The sequence below is a fragment of the Streptomyces sp. NPDC023573 genome, from assembly GCF_055559735.1.
This window is the reverse complement of the sequence record NZ_JBVHKB010000008.1, coordinates 309,887-323,203: the sequence shown is the minus strand read 5'-3', so window position 1 is coordinate 323,203 and position 13,317 is coordinate 309,887. Positions and strand designations below refer to the sequence as shown.

Annotated in this window: 14 protein-coding genes; 10 read left to right on the top strand and 4 right to left on the bottom strand. The window is 73.0% G+C overall.

The features are described 5' to 3' along the window. Nucleotides 1–14 precede the first annotated feature (14 nt). On the bottom strand, nucleotides 15–752 hold the full coding sequence (locus tag ACZ32T_RS26080; protein ID WP_467264567.1) for a FadR/GntR family transcriptional regulator: 738 nt from the start codon (nucleotides 750–752) through the stop codon (nucleotides 15–17). Nucleotides 753–826: 74 nt separating this feature from the next. On the opposite strand from ACZ32T_RS26080, the gene ACZ32T_RS26075 reads away from it, so the two are divergent. Genes ACZ32T_RS26075 through ACZ32T_RS26065 form a run of 3 tightly spaced genes read left to right on the top strand, consistent with a single transcriptional unit; the run spans nucleotide 827 to nucleotide 4,357 of the window. After that, a complete protein-coding gene (locus tag ACZ32T_RS26075; RefSeq protein ID WP_467369299.1) occupies nucleotides 827–2,188 on the top strand; it encodes a glutamine synthetase family protein in 1,362 nt (453 codons plus the stop codon). Nucleotides 2,189–2,196: 8 nt separating this feature from the next. Next, nucleotides 2,197–3,561, top strand: coding sequence for an aldehyde dehydrogenase family protein (locus ACZ32T_RS26070; RefSeq protein ID WP_467369296.1), 1,365 nt, complete (start codon nucleotides 2,197–2,199; stop codon nucleotides 3,559–3,561). A 4-nt stretch (nucleotides 3,562–3,565) separates the two neighbouring features. Beyond that, the gene (locus ACZ32T_RS26065; protein ID WP_467264574.1) at nucleotides 3,566–4,357 is read left to right on the top strand and encodes a 3-oxoacyl-ACP reductase; all 792 of its coding nucleotides are present in this window, start codon (nucleotides 3,566–3,568) and stop codon (nucleotides 4,355–4,357) included. Between the two features lie 47 nt (nucleotides 4,358–4,404). Here ACZ32T_RS26065 and ACZ32T_RS26060 read toward each other — a convergent pair whose 3' ends face one another. After that, nucleotides 4,405–5,607 (bottom strand): amino acid deaminase/aldolase, encoded by a 1,203-nt coding sequence (locus ACZ32T_RS26060; RefSeq protein ID WP_467264576.1) that lies wholly within the window; start codon nucleotides 5,605–5,607, stop codon nucleotides 4,405–4,407. Nucleotides 5,608–6,106: 499 nt separating this feature from the next. Here ACZ32T_RS26060 and ACZ32T_RS26055 point away from each other — a divergent pair, with 499 nt between their 5' ends. Together ACZ32T_RS26055 and mycP are read left to right on the top strand one after the other, a co-directional pair. After that, nucleotides 6,107–6,970: a hypothetical protein gene (locus tag ACZ32T_RS26055; RefSeq protein ID WP_467265060.1), complete on the top strand. Its 864-nt coding sequence runs from the start codon at nucleotides 6,107–6,109 to the stop codon at nucleotides 6,968–6,970. Beyond that, nucleotides 6,967–8,181 (top strand): type VII secretion-associated serine protease mycosin, encoded by a 1,215-nt coding sequence (mycP, locus tag ACZ32T_RS26050; RefSeq protein ID WP_467369294.1) that lies wholly within the window; start codon nucleotides 6,967–6,969, stop codon nucleotides 8,179–8,181. Before ACZ32T_RS26055 ends, mycP begins: the two co-directional genes overlap by 4 nt. An 18-nt stretch (nucleotides 8,182–8,199) precedes the next feature. Here the strand turns inward: mycP and ACZ32T_RS26045 are convergent, their stop codons facing one another. After that, nucleotides 8,200–9,105, bottom strand: a complete 906-nt coding sequence (locus tag ACZ32T_RS26045) for a serine hydrolase (RefSeq protein ID WP_467369292.1) — start codon at nucleotides 9,103–9,105, stop codon at nucleotides 8,200–8,202. Between the two features lie 86 nt (nucleotides 9,106–9,191). Here ACZ32T_RS26045 and ACZ32T_RS26040 point away from each other — a divergent pair, with 86 nt between their 5' ends. After that, nucleotides 9,192–9,920: an SseB family protein gene (locus ACZ32T_RS26040; protein WP_356716342.1), complete on the top strand. Its 729-nt coding sequence runs from the start codon at nucleotides 9,192–9,194 to the stop codon at nucleotides 9,918–9,920. A gap of 55 nt (nucleotides 9,921–9,975) precedes the next feature. Here the strand turns inward: ACZ32T_RS26040 and ACZ32T_RS26035 are convergent, their stop codons facing one another. Further along, nucleotides 9,976–10,341 carry a DUF1844 domain-containing protein gene (locus ACZ32T_RS26035; protein ID WP_031097477.1) on the bottom strand — a complete coding sequence of 122 codons (366 nt, stop codon included), beginning with the start codon at nucleotides 10,339–10,341 and terminating at the stop codon, nucleotides 9,976–9,978. A gap of 387 nt (nucleotides 10,342–10,728) precedes the next feature. Here ACZ32T_RS26035 and infC point away from each other — a divergent pair, with 387 nt between their 5' ends. The 4 genes from infC to ACZ32T_RS26015 all read left to right on the top strand — a co-directional run bounded on the left by infC (nucleotide 10,729) and on the right by ACZ32T_RS26015 (nucleotide 13,203). Continuing rightward, the gene (infC, locus tag ACZ32T_RS26030; protein ID WP_467265062.1) at nucleotides 10,729–11,391 is read left to right on the top strand and encodes a translation initiation factor IF-3; all 663 of its coding nucleotides are present in this window, start codon (nucleotides 10,729–10,731) and stop codon (nucleotides 11,389–11,391) included. Nucleotides 11,392–11,511: 120 nt separating this feature from the next. After that, nucleotides 11,512–11,706: a 50S ribosomal protein L35 gene (gene rpmI, locus ACZ32T_RS26025; RefSeq protein WP_099176763.1), complete on the top strand. Its 195-nt coding sequence runs from the start codon at nucleotides 11,512–11,514 to the stop codon at nucleotides 11,704–11,706. A gap of 114 nt (nucleotides 11,707–11,820) precedes the next feature. After that, on the top strand, nucleotides 11,821–12,204 hold the full coding sequence (gene rplT / locus ACZ32T_RS26020; protein ID WP_003970214.1) for a 50S ribosomal protein L20: 384 nt from the start codon (nucleotides 11,821–11,823) through the stop codon (nucleotides 12,202–12,204). A gap of 162 nt (nucleotides 12,205–12,366) precedes the next feature. After that, entirely contained in the window at nucleotides 12,367–13,203 is an 837-nt protein-coding gene (locus ACZ32T_RS26015) for a TrmH family RNA methyltransferase (RefSeq protein WP_467369290.1), read from the top strand. Nucleotides 13,204–13,317 lie beyond the last annotated feature (114 nt).

Below are 13,317 nucleotides of genomic sequence, written 5' to 3'. Positions count from 1 at the left end.
CCGGAAGGGCGGGTTCAAGCCAGGAAGCCGCGGAGCAGCGCGGCGGTTCCCGCGCAGTGCTCACGCATCACCGCCCGTGCGCCCGCCTCGTCACCGTCGAGCACCGCGGCGACGAGGGCCGTGTGCTGATGCTGCGAATGTTCGAGGTTCCGTACCAGGAGGGGGATGCAGTCCAGCAGGCCGTTGACGCTCGCCCTCACGGCCGCGTACCGGGCGGCCAGGGAGGGGGAGCCGGAGAGCTCGGCCAGCGTCAGATGGAAAAGGGTGTCGATCCTGCGGTAGTCGGGCAGAGGTGCCTCGTGTGTCGCCGCCAGAGCCGTACGCAGCCGGTCCGCCCCCTCCTCGTCGAGGCCGCGCGCCGCGCAGAGCCCGGCCGCCCCCGACTCCAGGACCTCGCGGAAGAGCAGGACGTCGTCGAGGTCGACGTCCGCCACCCGGCGGCGCAGCTCGTCACCGTCGGCCGGGCCGGTGGGGGGAAGCACGAACGTACCGCCGTACCGGCCGCGCCGGGCCTCGACCAGCCCCTGGTCCTGAAGGACCTTCAGGACCTCGCGCAGGGTGACGCGGCTGATCCCGAGGAGTCCGGCCAGCTCGCGCTCGGCCGGCAGCCGCCCGCCGCCGGGCACCAGGCCGAGCCGGACCACCTGGAGGATCTGCTCCAGGGCCTCCTCGAAGCCGTTGCCCGCGCGTACCGGCCGCAGTGCGGGCAACGGCCCGCCGGAGGGCGCGGGCTCCCCTGACTCTTCCGCCACGTCCTGATTCCCTTCCCCCCAATGGTTTTCTCCCATACCTTAAGCCTTCCGGCTGACCGAACGAGGAGTATCCCGTGGCAGACCGAACACCCCCGCTGGGGACCGACGAGCTGCGCGTGCTCGTCGAGCGCGGTGAGATCGACACCGTGGTCCTCGCCTTCACCGACATGCAGGGCAGGCTGCAGGGCAAACGGTTCGCGGCGTCGTTCTTCCTCGACGAGGTGCTGGAGCACGGCACGGAGGGCTGCAACTACCTGCTCGCCGTCGACACGGACATGAACACCGTCGACGGGTTCGCCATGTCCTCCTGGTCCAACGGCTACGGCGACTTCGCGATGCGCCCCGACCTCACGACCCTGCGCCTGATCCCCTGGCACGAGGGGACCGCCCTGGTCATGGCCGACCTCTCCTGGGACGACGGCTCGCCGGTCGCCGCCGCCCCCCGCCAGATCCTCCGGCGGCAGCTGGAGCGGCTCGCCGCACACGGACTGACCGCCCACGTCGGCACGGAACTGGAATTCATCGTCTTCAAGGACACCTACGAGGAGGCGTGGGACCGCGACTACCGCGGCCTCACTCCGGCGAACCAGTACAACATCGACTACTCGGTCCTCGGTACGGGCCGCATCGAACCGCTGCTGCGCCGCATCCGCAACGAGATGGCGGCCGCCGGGCTGAGCGTCGAGTCCGCGAAGGGCGAGTGCAACCCCGGCCAGCACGAGATCGTCTTCCGCTACGACGAGGCCCTCGTCACCTGCGACCAGCACGCCGTCTACAAGACGGGTTCCAAGGAGATCGCCGCCCAGGAAGGCGTCTCGCTCACCTTCATGGCCAAGTTCAACGAGCGCGAGGGCAACTCCTGCCACATCCACCTCTCGCTCCAGGACACCGCGGGACAGAGCGTCATGGCGGGCGAGGACGGCACGATGTCACCCGTGATGCGGCACTTCCTCGCCGGCCAGCTCGCCGCCCTGCGTGACTTCTCCCTGCTGTACGCGCCGAACATCAACTCCTACAAGCGGTTCCAGCCCGGCTCCTTCGCCCCGACCGCCGTCGCCTGGGGCCACGACAACCGCACCTGCGCCCTGCGCGTCGTCGGCCACGGCCGCTCGATGCGCTTCGAGAACAGGCTCCCCGGCGGGGACGTCAACCCGTACCTCGCCGTCGCCGGTCTCGTCGCCGCAGGACTCCATGGCATCGAACACGGACTGGAACTCCCCGACGCCTGCGAGGGAAACGCCTACACCGCCGGATACGACCAGGTCCCCGCCACACTCCGCGAGGCCGCCGCCCTCTGGGAGGACAGCGAGGTGGCCCGCGAGGCCTTCGGCGACGACGTCGTCGCGCACTACCGCAACACGGCACGCGTCGAACTGGCCGCTTTCGACGCAGCGGTGACCGACTGGGAGCTCCGCCGCTCCTTCGAACGTCTGTGAGGCAGCCCGTGAACCACGAACACCGCGTCCTGAACCCGGCGACCGAGGAACTCGTCGCCACCGTCCCCGCCACCTCCGTCGCCGAGGTGGACACCGCCGTCACCCGCGCCAGGGCGGCCCAGCGCACCTGGGCCGCCCTGGCACCCGCCGACCGTGCCCGGCTGCTGCGCCGTTTCGCCGTCCTCGTCGACGAACACGCCGAGGAACTCGCCCTCCTGGAGGTCACCGAAGCCGGCCACACCCTGGGCAACGCGCGCTGGGAGGCCGCCAACGTCCGGGACCTGCTGGACTACGCCGCCGGGGGAGTGGAGCGCCTGACGGGCCGACAGATTCCCGTGCCCGGCGGCATCGACCTCACGTTCCTCGAACCCCTGGGCGTCGTCGGAGTGATCGCCCCCTGGAACTTCCCCATGCCGATCGCCGCCTGGGGCACCGCTCCCGCCCTCGCCGCCGGCAACGCCGTCCTCCTCAAGCCGGCCGAGACCACCCCGCTCACCGCCCTCCGGCTGGCCCGGATCGCTCTCGACGCGGGCCTCCACGAACACCTCTTCCAGGTGCTGCCCGGCGCGGGGGACGTGGCGGGCCACGCCCTCGTCGAACACCCGGGTGTGGCCAAGATCGTCTTCACCGGGTCGGCCCGCGTCGGCAGGCAGATCATGGCCCGGTGCGCGCACCGGGTGAAGCGGCTGACCCTCGAACTCGGCGGCAAGAGCCCCAACATCGTCTTCGCCGACGCCGACATCGAGGCCGCCGCGGCCGCCGCGCCCATGTCCTTCCTGGACAACGCGGGCCAGGACTGCTGCGCCCGCACCCGCATCCTGGTCCAGCGGTCCGCGTACGACCGCTTCCTGGAACTCCTCGGCCCGGCCGTCTCGTCCGTCGTCGTGGGGGACCCGTCGGACGAGAGGACACAGATGGGCCCGCTGATCTCCCGGACCCAGCTGGAGCGCGTCCGCGCCCACGTACCCCAGGACGCGGACGGCATCCGGGGCAGCGCGCCCACCGGCCCCGGCTTCTGGTTCCCCCCGACCGTCCTCACCGGGATCGCCCCCGACGCCCCGGTGGCCACCGAGGAGGTCTTCGGCCCGGTCGCCGTCGTCCTCCCCTTCGACGACGAGGAGGACGCCGTCCGGCTGGCCGACGCCACCGAACACGGTCTGGCCGGCTCCGTCTGGACCCGCGACGTGGGCCGCGCCCTGCGGGTCTCCCAGGCCGTCCGGGCCGGGAACCTGTCCGTCAACTCCCACTCCGCCGTCCGCTACTGGACTCCGTTCGGCGGGTACAAGCAGTCCGGACTCGGCCGTGAGCTGGGGCCCGACGCCCTCGCGGCCTTCACCGAAACCAAGAACGTCTTCATCAGCACGGAGGCCTGAACACATGACCACCGACACGGGGAACATCTGCCGCCGACTGACCGGCCGCACCGCCGTCATCACCGGGGCGGGCAGCGGCATCGGCCTCGCCACCGCCCGCCGGCTGGCGTCGGAAGGGGCGCACGTCGTCTGCGGCGACATCGACGAGAGCGCGGGCAAGGCCGCCGCGAAGGAGGCGGGAGGCACCTTCGTACGCGTCGACGTCACCGACCCCGCCCAGGTCGAGGCGCTCTTCGCCGCGGCGGACGACACCTACGGCTCCGTCGACATCGCCTTCAACAACGCGGGCATCTCGCCGCCCGACGACGACTCGATCCTCACCACCGGTCTGGAGGCCTGGAAACGCGTCCAGGACGTCAATCTCACCTCCGTCTACCTGTGCTGCAAGGCCGCCCTCCCCTACATGAGGCGCCAGGGCCGCGGCTCGATCATCAACACCGCGTCCTTCGTGGCCCGGATGGGCGCGGCGACCTCCCAGATCTCGTACACCGCGTCCAAGGGCGGCGTCCTCGCCCTGTCCCGCGAACTCGGCGTGCAGTTCGCCCGCGAGGGGATCCGGGTCAACGCCCTGTGCCCCGGCCCGGTCAACACCCCGCTGCTCCAGGAGCTGTTCGCCGCCGACCCGGAGCGTGCCGCCCGCAGGCTCGTCCACATCCCGCTCGGCCGGTTCGCCGAGGCCACGGAGATCGCCGCGGCCGTCGCCTTCCTGGCGAGCGACGACTCCTCGTTCGTCAACGCCACCGACTTCCTCGTCGACGGCGGGATCTCCGGGGCTTACGTGACCCCGCTCGACTGAGTCTCCCGGCAGTGGCGGCCGGCCTGCCCGCGCCGTCGCCACGACCGCTACAGGAACGTGCGGCCCTCACCGCGGTACGTCGGCACCGTGGCGGTGATCCGGTCGCCCTCGATCAGCCGCAGTTCGTCGAAGCGCTCGCACAGCTCGCCCGCCTTGGCGTGCCGGAACCACACCTTGTCACCGATCAGCAGATCGTCCGCCGGTGCGCCGAGCAGCGGGGTCTGGACCTCGCCGGGGCCCTCCTGCGCGTCGTAGCGCAGGCCCTCGGGCAGATACGGCACCGGCAGCCGGTCCGCGCCCGCCGCCCCGGACGCCGGGTAGCCGCCGCCGAGCACCGTCACGACGCCCACGCCCGGCCGCCGCACCACGGGCTGCGCGAAGAGGGCCGCGGGGCGCCCCCTGAACGACGTGTAGTTGTCGAACAGCCTCGGCACGTAGAGACCGGAGCCCGCCGCGATCTCCGTCACCGCGGACTCGGCGGCGGTGTGCTGCACGCTGCCGGTGCCGCCGCCGTTCACGAACTCCAGGCCGGGCGCCACCGCGCGTACCGCCCGCACGACCTCCGCACGGCGGGCCGCCAGCTCCTTGCGGGCCGCCGCCTGCATCAGCCGGACCGCGCGCGAACGCAGCGGACGGCCGGCGATCGAGTCGCCCACTCCGGCGACATGCCCCTCGTACGCCATCAGGCCCACCAGCCGGAAGCCCGGCCTGCGGTCCACCGAGCGGGCCAGCTCGGCCAGTTGGGCGGGGGAGCGGAGAGGTGAGCGCAGCGCGCCGATCCTGACCCGGCCGCCGAGCAGCCGCAGCGAGGTGTCCAGCTCCAGGCAGACCCGGATCTCCTCGGCACCGCCCGCCCGCGCCGCGTCGATCAGCTCCAGCTGAGCGGGGTCGTCCACCAGCACCGTCACGGCCGCCGCGAGCTTCGGATCGGCCGCCAGTTCGGCGTACGCGGACCGGTCGGCCGACGGGTAGGCGAGCAGTACGTCGTCGAATCCCGCGCGGGCCAGCCACAGCGACTCCGCGAGCGTGAACGACATGATCCCCGCGAAGCCGGGACGCGCGAGCACCCGCTCCAGAAGGGCCCGGCAGCGTACCGACTTGCTCGCCACCCTGATGGGCTTCCCGGCCGCCCGGCGCACCAGGTCGTCGGCGTTGGCGTCGAAGGCATCGAGGTCGACGACGGCCACCGGGGCGTCGAGATGGGCGGTGGCACGGTTGTAGCGGCTCCGGTCAGCGGCACGGGCAGTCATGGCCCGCAGCTTGCCAGACGGCCGTACCACTGGGTAGGGGACGTTCGGTGCAGATCGTCCCGCACGCCCCCGTCCCGTTCCCACGGTGCGGCCCCCACCCCGTAGAGTGACCGTCACACGATCGACCGACGGGCCCGTGCGCAACGGCGGTCCGTGGGCGGTGCGGGGACGTGGACCAGGGGGACGGATGAGTACCGAGGCGCAGCGCGCTCCAGTGCCGCCCCGCCCGACCACCCCACCGCTCGTACCCGGCAACGCGGCCGCACCGCAGGTCCCTCCGGAGCCCGCGCCGCCGGCCCCCGGCAGCACGCCCGCACCCCCGGCTCCGCGTGCCGGATCCGCGCCGCCGGCCCCGCCCGCCGGACCCGTACCGCCCGCGTCCGTGCCGCCCGCGTCCCTGCCGCCGGTGGAGACGACCGCCCGGCTCCGCCCCGTGCCCCCCGCCCATCCCGGCCCGCCGCCACCGCCCCCCGCCACCAGGCGCAGGCCCGTCGGCGCCGTGGACCTCACGCCGCGCCCCGGCGCCGCCCCGGCCCCGCCCGGCGCCTACTACGCGTACGCCGAGACGCCCGCCGAGACCACCACCCGGCTCCGCCCGGTCAAGGCCGGGAACCGCGTCAGGGCCGCGGCCGCCGCGGTCTGCGCCGTGCTCGGCCTCGGGCTCATCGGCGGCGCGGTCACCGGCAGTTGGCTCACCGGCGACTCCGCCGCCGAGCCCGGCGCCGCGAGCGCGTACTCCGTGGGCCGCTCGGTCTGGCACAGCGTGCCCGTCGAAACCCTCTTCCCGGCCACCCTCAAGGGCGACGGCGCGGGCCCCGGGGCCACCGACCGCGTCTGGACCAGGGTCGCCGTCGCGAGTGACAGCGGCTGCGGGGCGGGCCTGGACCCGCTGCTGCTCACGACGCTCCGCCCCGTCGGCTGCGAACGCCTGGTGCGCGCGACCTACACCGACGCCACGCGCAGCAGCGTCACCACCGTCGGCATGGTCTTCACCGAGGGCGACACCGACGCCATGGGCGCGCTCGACATCCGGTTCACCACACAGCGCCTCGCCGACCGCGCCGACCTGATGCCCCGCACCTACCCGGTCAAGGGCACCGTCGCCGCGGACTTCGGGGACCGGCAGCGCGCCAGCTGGACCGTCCATGTCCTGACGGAGCTGCCCGTCGTCGTGTTCGCCGTCTCCGGCTTCGCCGACGGCCGGGCGGTCGCCGAGCCGCAGCCCGCCGAGGCGGCCATGGCCGCCGACGCCACGACCGCCCCGGCCCAGGCAGGGCTCGGCCACGAGGCGAAGGGCATCGCCGACCGGGTCGAGCGCACCCTGCGCAGGACCGTCACCGACCTCACGGAGCAGCCGGAATGACCCGTCCCCGCCGGCTGCGGGCGCTCGGCGCCGTGGCCACCGCCACCGCTTTCGCGCTGCTGCCCGCCGTGCCCGCCCAGGCGGACGCCATCCGCGACCAGCAGTGGGGCCTGGAGGCCCTCCACGCCCGGACGGCCTGGGGGACCACCAAGGGCGAGGGCGTCACGGTGGCGGTCCTGGACACCGGGGTCGACGACGAACACCCCGACCTCGCGGGGCAGGTGCTCCCGGGCAAGGACCTCATAGGCTTCGGGGCCGGACGGGGCGACCGCTCCTGGGCCCTGCACGGCACCGCCATGGCCGGCATCATCGCGGGCCGCGGAAACGGCCCCGGCCGCGAGGACGGCGTCCTGGGCATCGCCCCGGAGGCGAAGATCCTTCCTGTCCGGGTGATCCTCGAATCCGGCGATCCCTCGCGCGCCAAGGCCCGCGAGTCACGCGGGACCGCGCTCGCCGACGGCATCCGCTGGGCGGCCGACCACGGCGCCGACGTCATCAACCTCTCCCTCGGCGACGACAGCGAGTCGGCCCACCCCGAGCCCGGTGAGGACGCCGCCGTGCAGTACGCCCTCGGCAAGGGCGTCGCCGTCGTCGCCTCCGCCGGCAACAGCGGGGAGAAGGGCGACCGGATCTCCTACCCCGCCGCCTACCCCGGTGTGATCGCCGCAGCGGCCGTGGACGAGTACGGCACGCACGCCGCGTTCTCCACCCGCCGCTGGTACGCCACCGTCAGCGCGCCCGGCGTCGACATCGTCGTGGCCAACCCCGACCGGCACTACTACATCGAGTGGGGCACGTCCGCCGCGTCGGCGTTCGTCTCCGGAGCCGTGGCCCTCGTACGCGCCGCGCATCCGGGCCTCTCGCCGGCACAGATCAAGACCCTGATCACCGACACCGCCGGCGACGCCCCCTCCGGTGGCCGCGACGACGCCAGGGGCTACGGCATGGTCGATCCCGCCGCGGCGATCGCGGCGGGGGCGAAGCTGCGCCCCGACGAGCTGAGCGCCCGGTCCGCGAAGGCCGGCTACCGCAAGGAGTACTTCGGCTCCGGGCCCGCCCCGCAGGGACACGACCGGGACCCCGCCGGCTGGCTCGCCCCCGCGGCGGGCGGCCTCGGAGCCGTGCTCCTCGCCCTGGCCGTCGTGCTGTGGCGCGGCAGGGGAGCCGCCTCTCCCGGGCACGGCCCGTTCCCCACCCGCCCCCTCCGCTGAGCGGACGGCGAGCCTGCCTCACCCCGGTCCACTCACCGCACCGGTCACGCCCACCGCCGTCCTCGCGACGGACTCCACGAGGCCGATGCCCGCCTCCTTCGTGGCGTGTCCGCGCGACAGCACCGCCACCAGCACGGCGTGCCCGCCGCTCGTCACCCGTCCGATGCTGTTGACGTCCCACAGCCCGGTCGTCGTCCTGGGCATCCAGCCGTTCTTCAGGACCGCGTCGGTGCCCGCCGCGGAGACCCCCCACCGCTGGTCCCCCTCGACCTGGCCCATCAGCTCCGTGATGTACGCCCGCGAGGCCACCGAAAGCTCCGAATCCGCCCCGGAGACCGCCTCCAGCAGTCGCACCTGATCGGCCGCGGTCGTCTGGGTCAGGCCCCACGCGTGGGCCGCCCGCGTCCTGGTCAGTCCCAGCCGTCCGTTGGCCGAGTCGAGGGCCGCCTCCCCGCCGATCACCTTGAGCAGCTCCGTGGCCGAGGTGTTGTCGCTGCGTCTGATCATGGCTTCCGCGTACGCCTGTTCGGCGCCGTTCAGTTCCCGGTCCTCGTCCTGCGCCTTGAGCAGCAGCGCCGCAAGGATGTCGACCTTCACGATGCTCGCGGCGTCGTACGCCCCGCCCCCGTACACGGCAGTGGCGCCGCTCTCCGTGTCCAGCACGGCCACCGACACATCGGCGCCGTCCGCCAAGGACGCCAGCGCCCCGGCCAGCTCCGCGTCGAGATCCACCTCGGGCTCCTCGCTCCGGCCCGCCGCGGCCGGCGGGCTCGAGGCGGACGATACGGCGGCCACGGCCGCGTGCGCGTCATCCGGCGAGCGAGCCACGAGGTACGCACCTCCCGCGGCGGAACCGGCCGGCAGCAGGACGGCGGCGGCCACGAGGCCGGACAGCGCCGGCCTGCGTGTTCTGTGACGGGACATGACCCGGACGCCAGGCAGCCCGCCTGGCAGCCGCCTGTGCCCGACCTGTCGCCCAGGTGAGAGACCCGACCCACTACGCTCGTCCCGTGGCGCTCAAGAACATCCCGGACCCCGGCTTCTCCGACGACGACGGCACTGCCTCGCCCGAACTGACGGCGGCCCTCGCGGCGTGGGCCGACGACAGGACGGCGGTCGGCCCGGTCCTAGCGGCGCTCCGCGACGCCCGGCTGCTCGTGCCGGTCGTCGCCGTACTCGGCGAGGTCGAGGAGGACGAGAAGGGCCTGCGCCGCGAGAAGACCAGCGACATGGCCGTGCCGACCCTCCAGGCCGGGGACCGGCGCGCCCTGCCCGCCTTCACCTCCACCGCCTCGCTGGCCCGCTGGGACCCGCAGGCGCGCCCCGTCGCCGTACCCCTGCACCAGGCGCTGCAGGCGGCCGCGCACGAGAAGGCGGACACGGTGGTGCTCGACCTCGCGGGGCCCGTCGCCTTCGAGCTGACCGGCCCGGCGCTGCTCGCCCTGGCGGAGAACCGCACCAGCACGGACCCGCTCGACGACCCGGCGGTCGTCGCCGCGGTGCGGGACGCGGTCGCCGCCGAGCCCGCGGTGATCCGTGCCCACCTGGGCCCCGGGCAGGCCGACGGCACGCTTGCCCTGGTCCTCTCCCCGGACGCCGTGGTGGGCGACGCCGCCCGCCGGGTCGCCGACGCGCTGTCCGCCAGCGAGGTGCTGCGCGCCCGGCTGGTGCGCGGAATCGACCTGGCGCTGCTGCCGGCCGACGCCGTGGCCCCGGGCGAGCCGCTGTTCAGCCGCTGACGCGGGTGAGCCCGCCGCCCGGGAGAGGCGACGGGCTCGTCAGACGCGAGGGCGACTAGCCGTAGACGGGACCGGTGTACTTCTCGCCCGGGCCCTGGCCCGGCTCGTCCGGCACGAGCGAGGCCTCGCGGAAGGCCAGCTGGAGCGACTTCAGGCCGTCGCGCAGCGGCGAGGCGTGGAAGGTGCTGATCTCGGTGGCGCTCGCGTCGAGCAGCCCGGCCAGCGCCTGGACCAGCTTGCGCGCCTCGTCCAGGTCCTTGTGCTGCTCGCCCTCCTCGGTCAGGCCGAGCTTCACGGCTGCCGCGCTCATCAGATTGACGGCGACGGTCACGATCACCTCGACCGCGGGAACCTCCGCGATGTCGCGGGCCATGTCGTCGAAGCCGGGGTTCTCGGTGCTGGGGGTGGTCGCGTCGCTCATGCCCCACACGATAAGGCCACGTCCACGCGGCTCCTCCTGCGGGAGCCGTCCCGGCAGCTGGTTCGCCCTGCCCCGGGGGAGCTGCTAACCTTGTGTAACGACCGGCCGGACACCTATGTGCTCGGCCCACAAGTGGAGGCTCCGATCTCCCACCTGACCGTCCTCAGGGACGGCGGGTCACCGGTCAGGTGGCAGCCATCGTTCCGTACGGACGATGGGGCCGCCCGATTGCGCCCCGCGGTAGCACGCGGCGGTGTTCCGGTAGTTCCAGGAGCCCCGCCTGTGTCCCGTCCGGGGCATTTCTGCGTTCCCGGCTCGGTTGGTCACAACAGAAGACGTTACGCGGCTGTCCGCCAGGCGGTCGCGTGGTGCTACCGAGGAGGATCCATCAGCGCCGAGCCCCGCATCAACGACCGGATTCGCGTTCCCGAGGTGCGACTTGTCGGTCCCAGCGGCGAGCAGGTCGGGATTGTTCCGCTTGCCAAGGCCCTGGAGCTCGCACAGGAGTACGACCTCGACCTGGTCGAGGTGGCGGCGACAGCCCGTCCCCCCGTGTGCAAGCTCATGGACTACGGGAAGTTCAAGTACGAGTCGGCCATGAAGGCCCGTGAGGCGCGCAAGAACCAGGCGCACACGGTCATCAAGGAAATGAAGCTCCGGCCGAAGATCGACCCGCACGACTACGACACCAAGAAGGGTCACGTCGTCCGGTTCCTCAAGCAGGGGGACAAGGTCAAGATCACGATCATGTTCCGCGGTCGTGAGCAGTCCCGCCCCGAGCTGGGCTTCCGGCTGCTCCAGCGTCTCGCTTCGGACGTCGAGGACCTCGGGTTCATCGAGTCCAACCCGAAGCAGGACGGCCGGAACATGATCATGGTTCTGGGCCCGCACAAGAAGAAGACCGAAGCCATGGCCGAAGCCCGCGAGGCCCAGGCCGCCCGCAAGGCGGAGCGCCAGGGGACCACCCCCGACGCCGAGTCCGAGGGTGACACCGCTGAGGCCCCGGCCGCAGCGGCCGAGGCTCCGGCCGAGACACCTTCCGAGGCGTGACCTCCGGGGGCCGCCACCCAGGCGCCCCCGGGTCCCTCGGAAACCACCCAAAGATCTGACGCCCCTGCAGTCCGGTGCCCGCACCGAGAGGGGCGCCACTGACGAGGAGATAACGGCGCGATGCCGAAGAACAAGACGCACAGCGGTGCCAGCAAGCGCTTCAAGATCACGGGCTCCGGCAAGGTGCTGCGCGAGAAGGCCGGCAAGCGCCACCTGCTCGAGCACAAGTCCTCGAAGAAGACCCGCTCGCTGACCGGCACGGTCGTCGTGGCTCCGGCCGACGCCAAGAAGGTCAAGAAGCTTCTCGGCAAGTGAGGCGCCGCCTCCGGTGAACCCGGAGGCGCGACCTCGATCCGACCGGGACCAATTCGTTTCCGGGTCCGGTGAGTCCTCACTTCGACCACCTGACCCCGCTGCAAGGAGTTAAAAGTGGCACGCGTCAAGCGGGCGGTAAACGCCCACAAGAAGCGCCGGGCGATCCTCGAGGCCGCCAGCGGTTACCGCGGTCAGCGTTCGCGCCTGTACCGCAAGGCCAAGGAGCAGGTCACCCACTCCCTGGTCTACAACTACAACGACCGCAAGAAGCGCAAGGGCGACTTCCGTCAGCTCTGGATCCAGCGCATCAACGCGGCCGCCCGCCAGAACGGCATGACGTACAACCGCCTCATCCAGGGTCTGAAGGCCGCCAACATCGAGGTGGACCGCAAGATCCTGGCCGAGCTCGCGGTCAACGACGCCAACGCGTTCGCCGCCCTCGTCGAGGTCGCCCAGAAGGCCCTCCCGAGCGACGTCAACGCCCCGAAGGCCGCCTGATCCAGGCAGTACTTCCGTCGTTCCAGCGTTTCGAGCCGGACCCGCAGGCGCGCGCCGTCTGCGGGTCCGGTGCGTTGCAGCACGTGTCGCGTACGTAGTCAGCCGTACGCAGAGAAACGTACGCAGAGAAGCTGACTTACGCAGAGAGGCTCGCCGCCGACCATGGGCACCCCCGAACTGATCTCCGCGCGGTCACCGCGAATCGCCGCCGCACGCCGGCTGGCCAGGCGCAACTTCCGCGGCAAGGAGCGCAGGTTCATCGCCGAGGGGCCGCAGGCCGTGCGCGAGGCCGCCGCGCACCGGGGTACCGACGGCGAACCCACGCTGACCGAGCTCTTCGCCACCGTCGAGGCGGCCGACCGGTACGCCGACATCATCGACGCCGCACGCCGAGCCGGCGCCCGCGTCCACCTCGCGGACGGTGACGCGCTCGCCGACGTCTCGCAGACCGTCACCCCCCAGGGGCTGATCGGCGTCTGCCGGTTCCTGGACTCGCCCTTCGAGGACATCCTCGCGGCGAAGCCCACCCTGGTCGCCGTCCTCGCCCACGTACGCGACCCCGGGAACGCCGGCACGGTGCTGCGCTGCGCGGACGCCGCGGGCGCGGACGCGGTGGTGCTGACCGACGCCTCCGTGGACCTCTACAACCCCAAGTCCGTCCGCGCCTCCGTCGGCTCCCTCTTCCATCTGCCGGTGGCCGTCGGGGTGCCCGTGGAGCAGGCCGTGCAGGGGCTCCGGGACGCCGGTGTGCGCATCCTGGCGGCCGACGGCGCGGGCGACGACCTCGACGACGAGCTCGACGCGGGCACCATGGGCGGGCCCACCGCCTGGGTGTTCGGCAACGAGGCGTGGGGCCTGCCCGAGGAGACCCGCGCCCTGGCCGACGCCGTGGTCCGGGTCCCGATCCACGGAAAGGCCGAGAGCCTCAACCTCGCCACCGCCGCGGCCGTCTGCCTCTACGCCTCCGCGCGGGCCCAGCGCCCGCGCCGGGCCGGCTGACCCGGGTCCCACCGGCCGATACGGGCCACACCCCGCCGACGGGCGCCCCGGAGGGTGTCGCCCGGCCGCCGGCGCCTAGTAGGGTGACGAACTCGGGGGCCCACTGCACCGGTT

Excerpts from the sequence above, each read along its gene's own strand:
- ACZ32T_RS26045 (WP_467369292.1), bottom strand. The coding sequence starts at position 9,105 with ATGTCCCGTCACAGAACACGCAGGCCGGCGCTGTCCGGCCTCGTGGCC.
- ACZ32T_RS26065 (WP_467264574.1), top strand. The coding sequence starts at position 3,566 with ATGACCACCGACACGGGGAACATCTGCCGCCGACTGACCGGCCGCACC.
- mycP (WP_467369294.1), top strand. The coding sequence starts at position 6,967 with ATGACCCGTCCCCGCCGGCTGCGGGCGCTCGGCGCCGTGGCCACCGCC.
- ACZ32T_RS26060 (WP_467264576.1), bottom strand. The coding sequence starts at position 5,607 with ATGACTGCCCGTGCCGCTGACCGGAGCCGCTACAACCGTGCCACCGCC.
- ACZ32T_RS26035 (WP_031097477.1), bottom strand. The coding sequence starts at position 10,341 with ATGAGCGACGCGACCACCCCCAGCACCGAGAACCCCGGCTTCGACGAC.
- ACZ32T_RS26015 (WP_467369290.1), top strand. The coding sequence starts at position 12,367 with ATGGGCACCCCCGAACTGATCTCCGCGCGGTCACCGCGAATCGCCGCC.
- rpmI (WP_099176763.1), top strand. The coding sequence starts at position 11,512 with ATGCCGAAGAACAAGACGCACAGCGGTGCCAGCAAGCGCTTCAAGATC.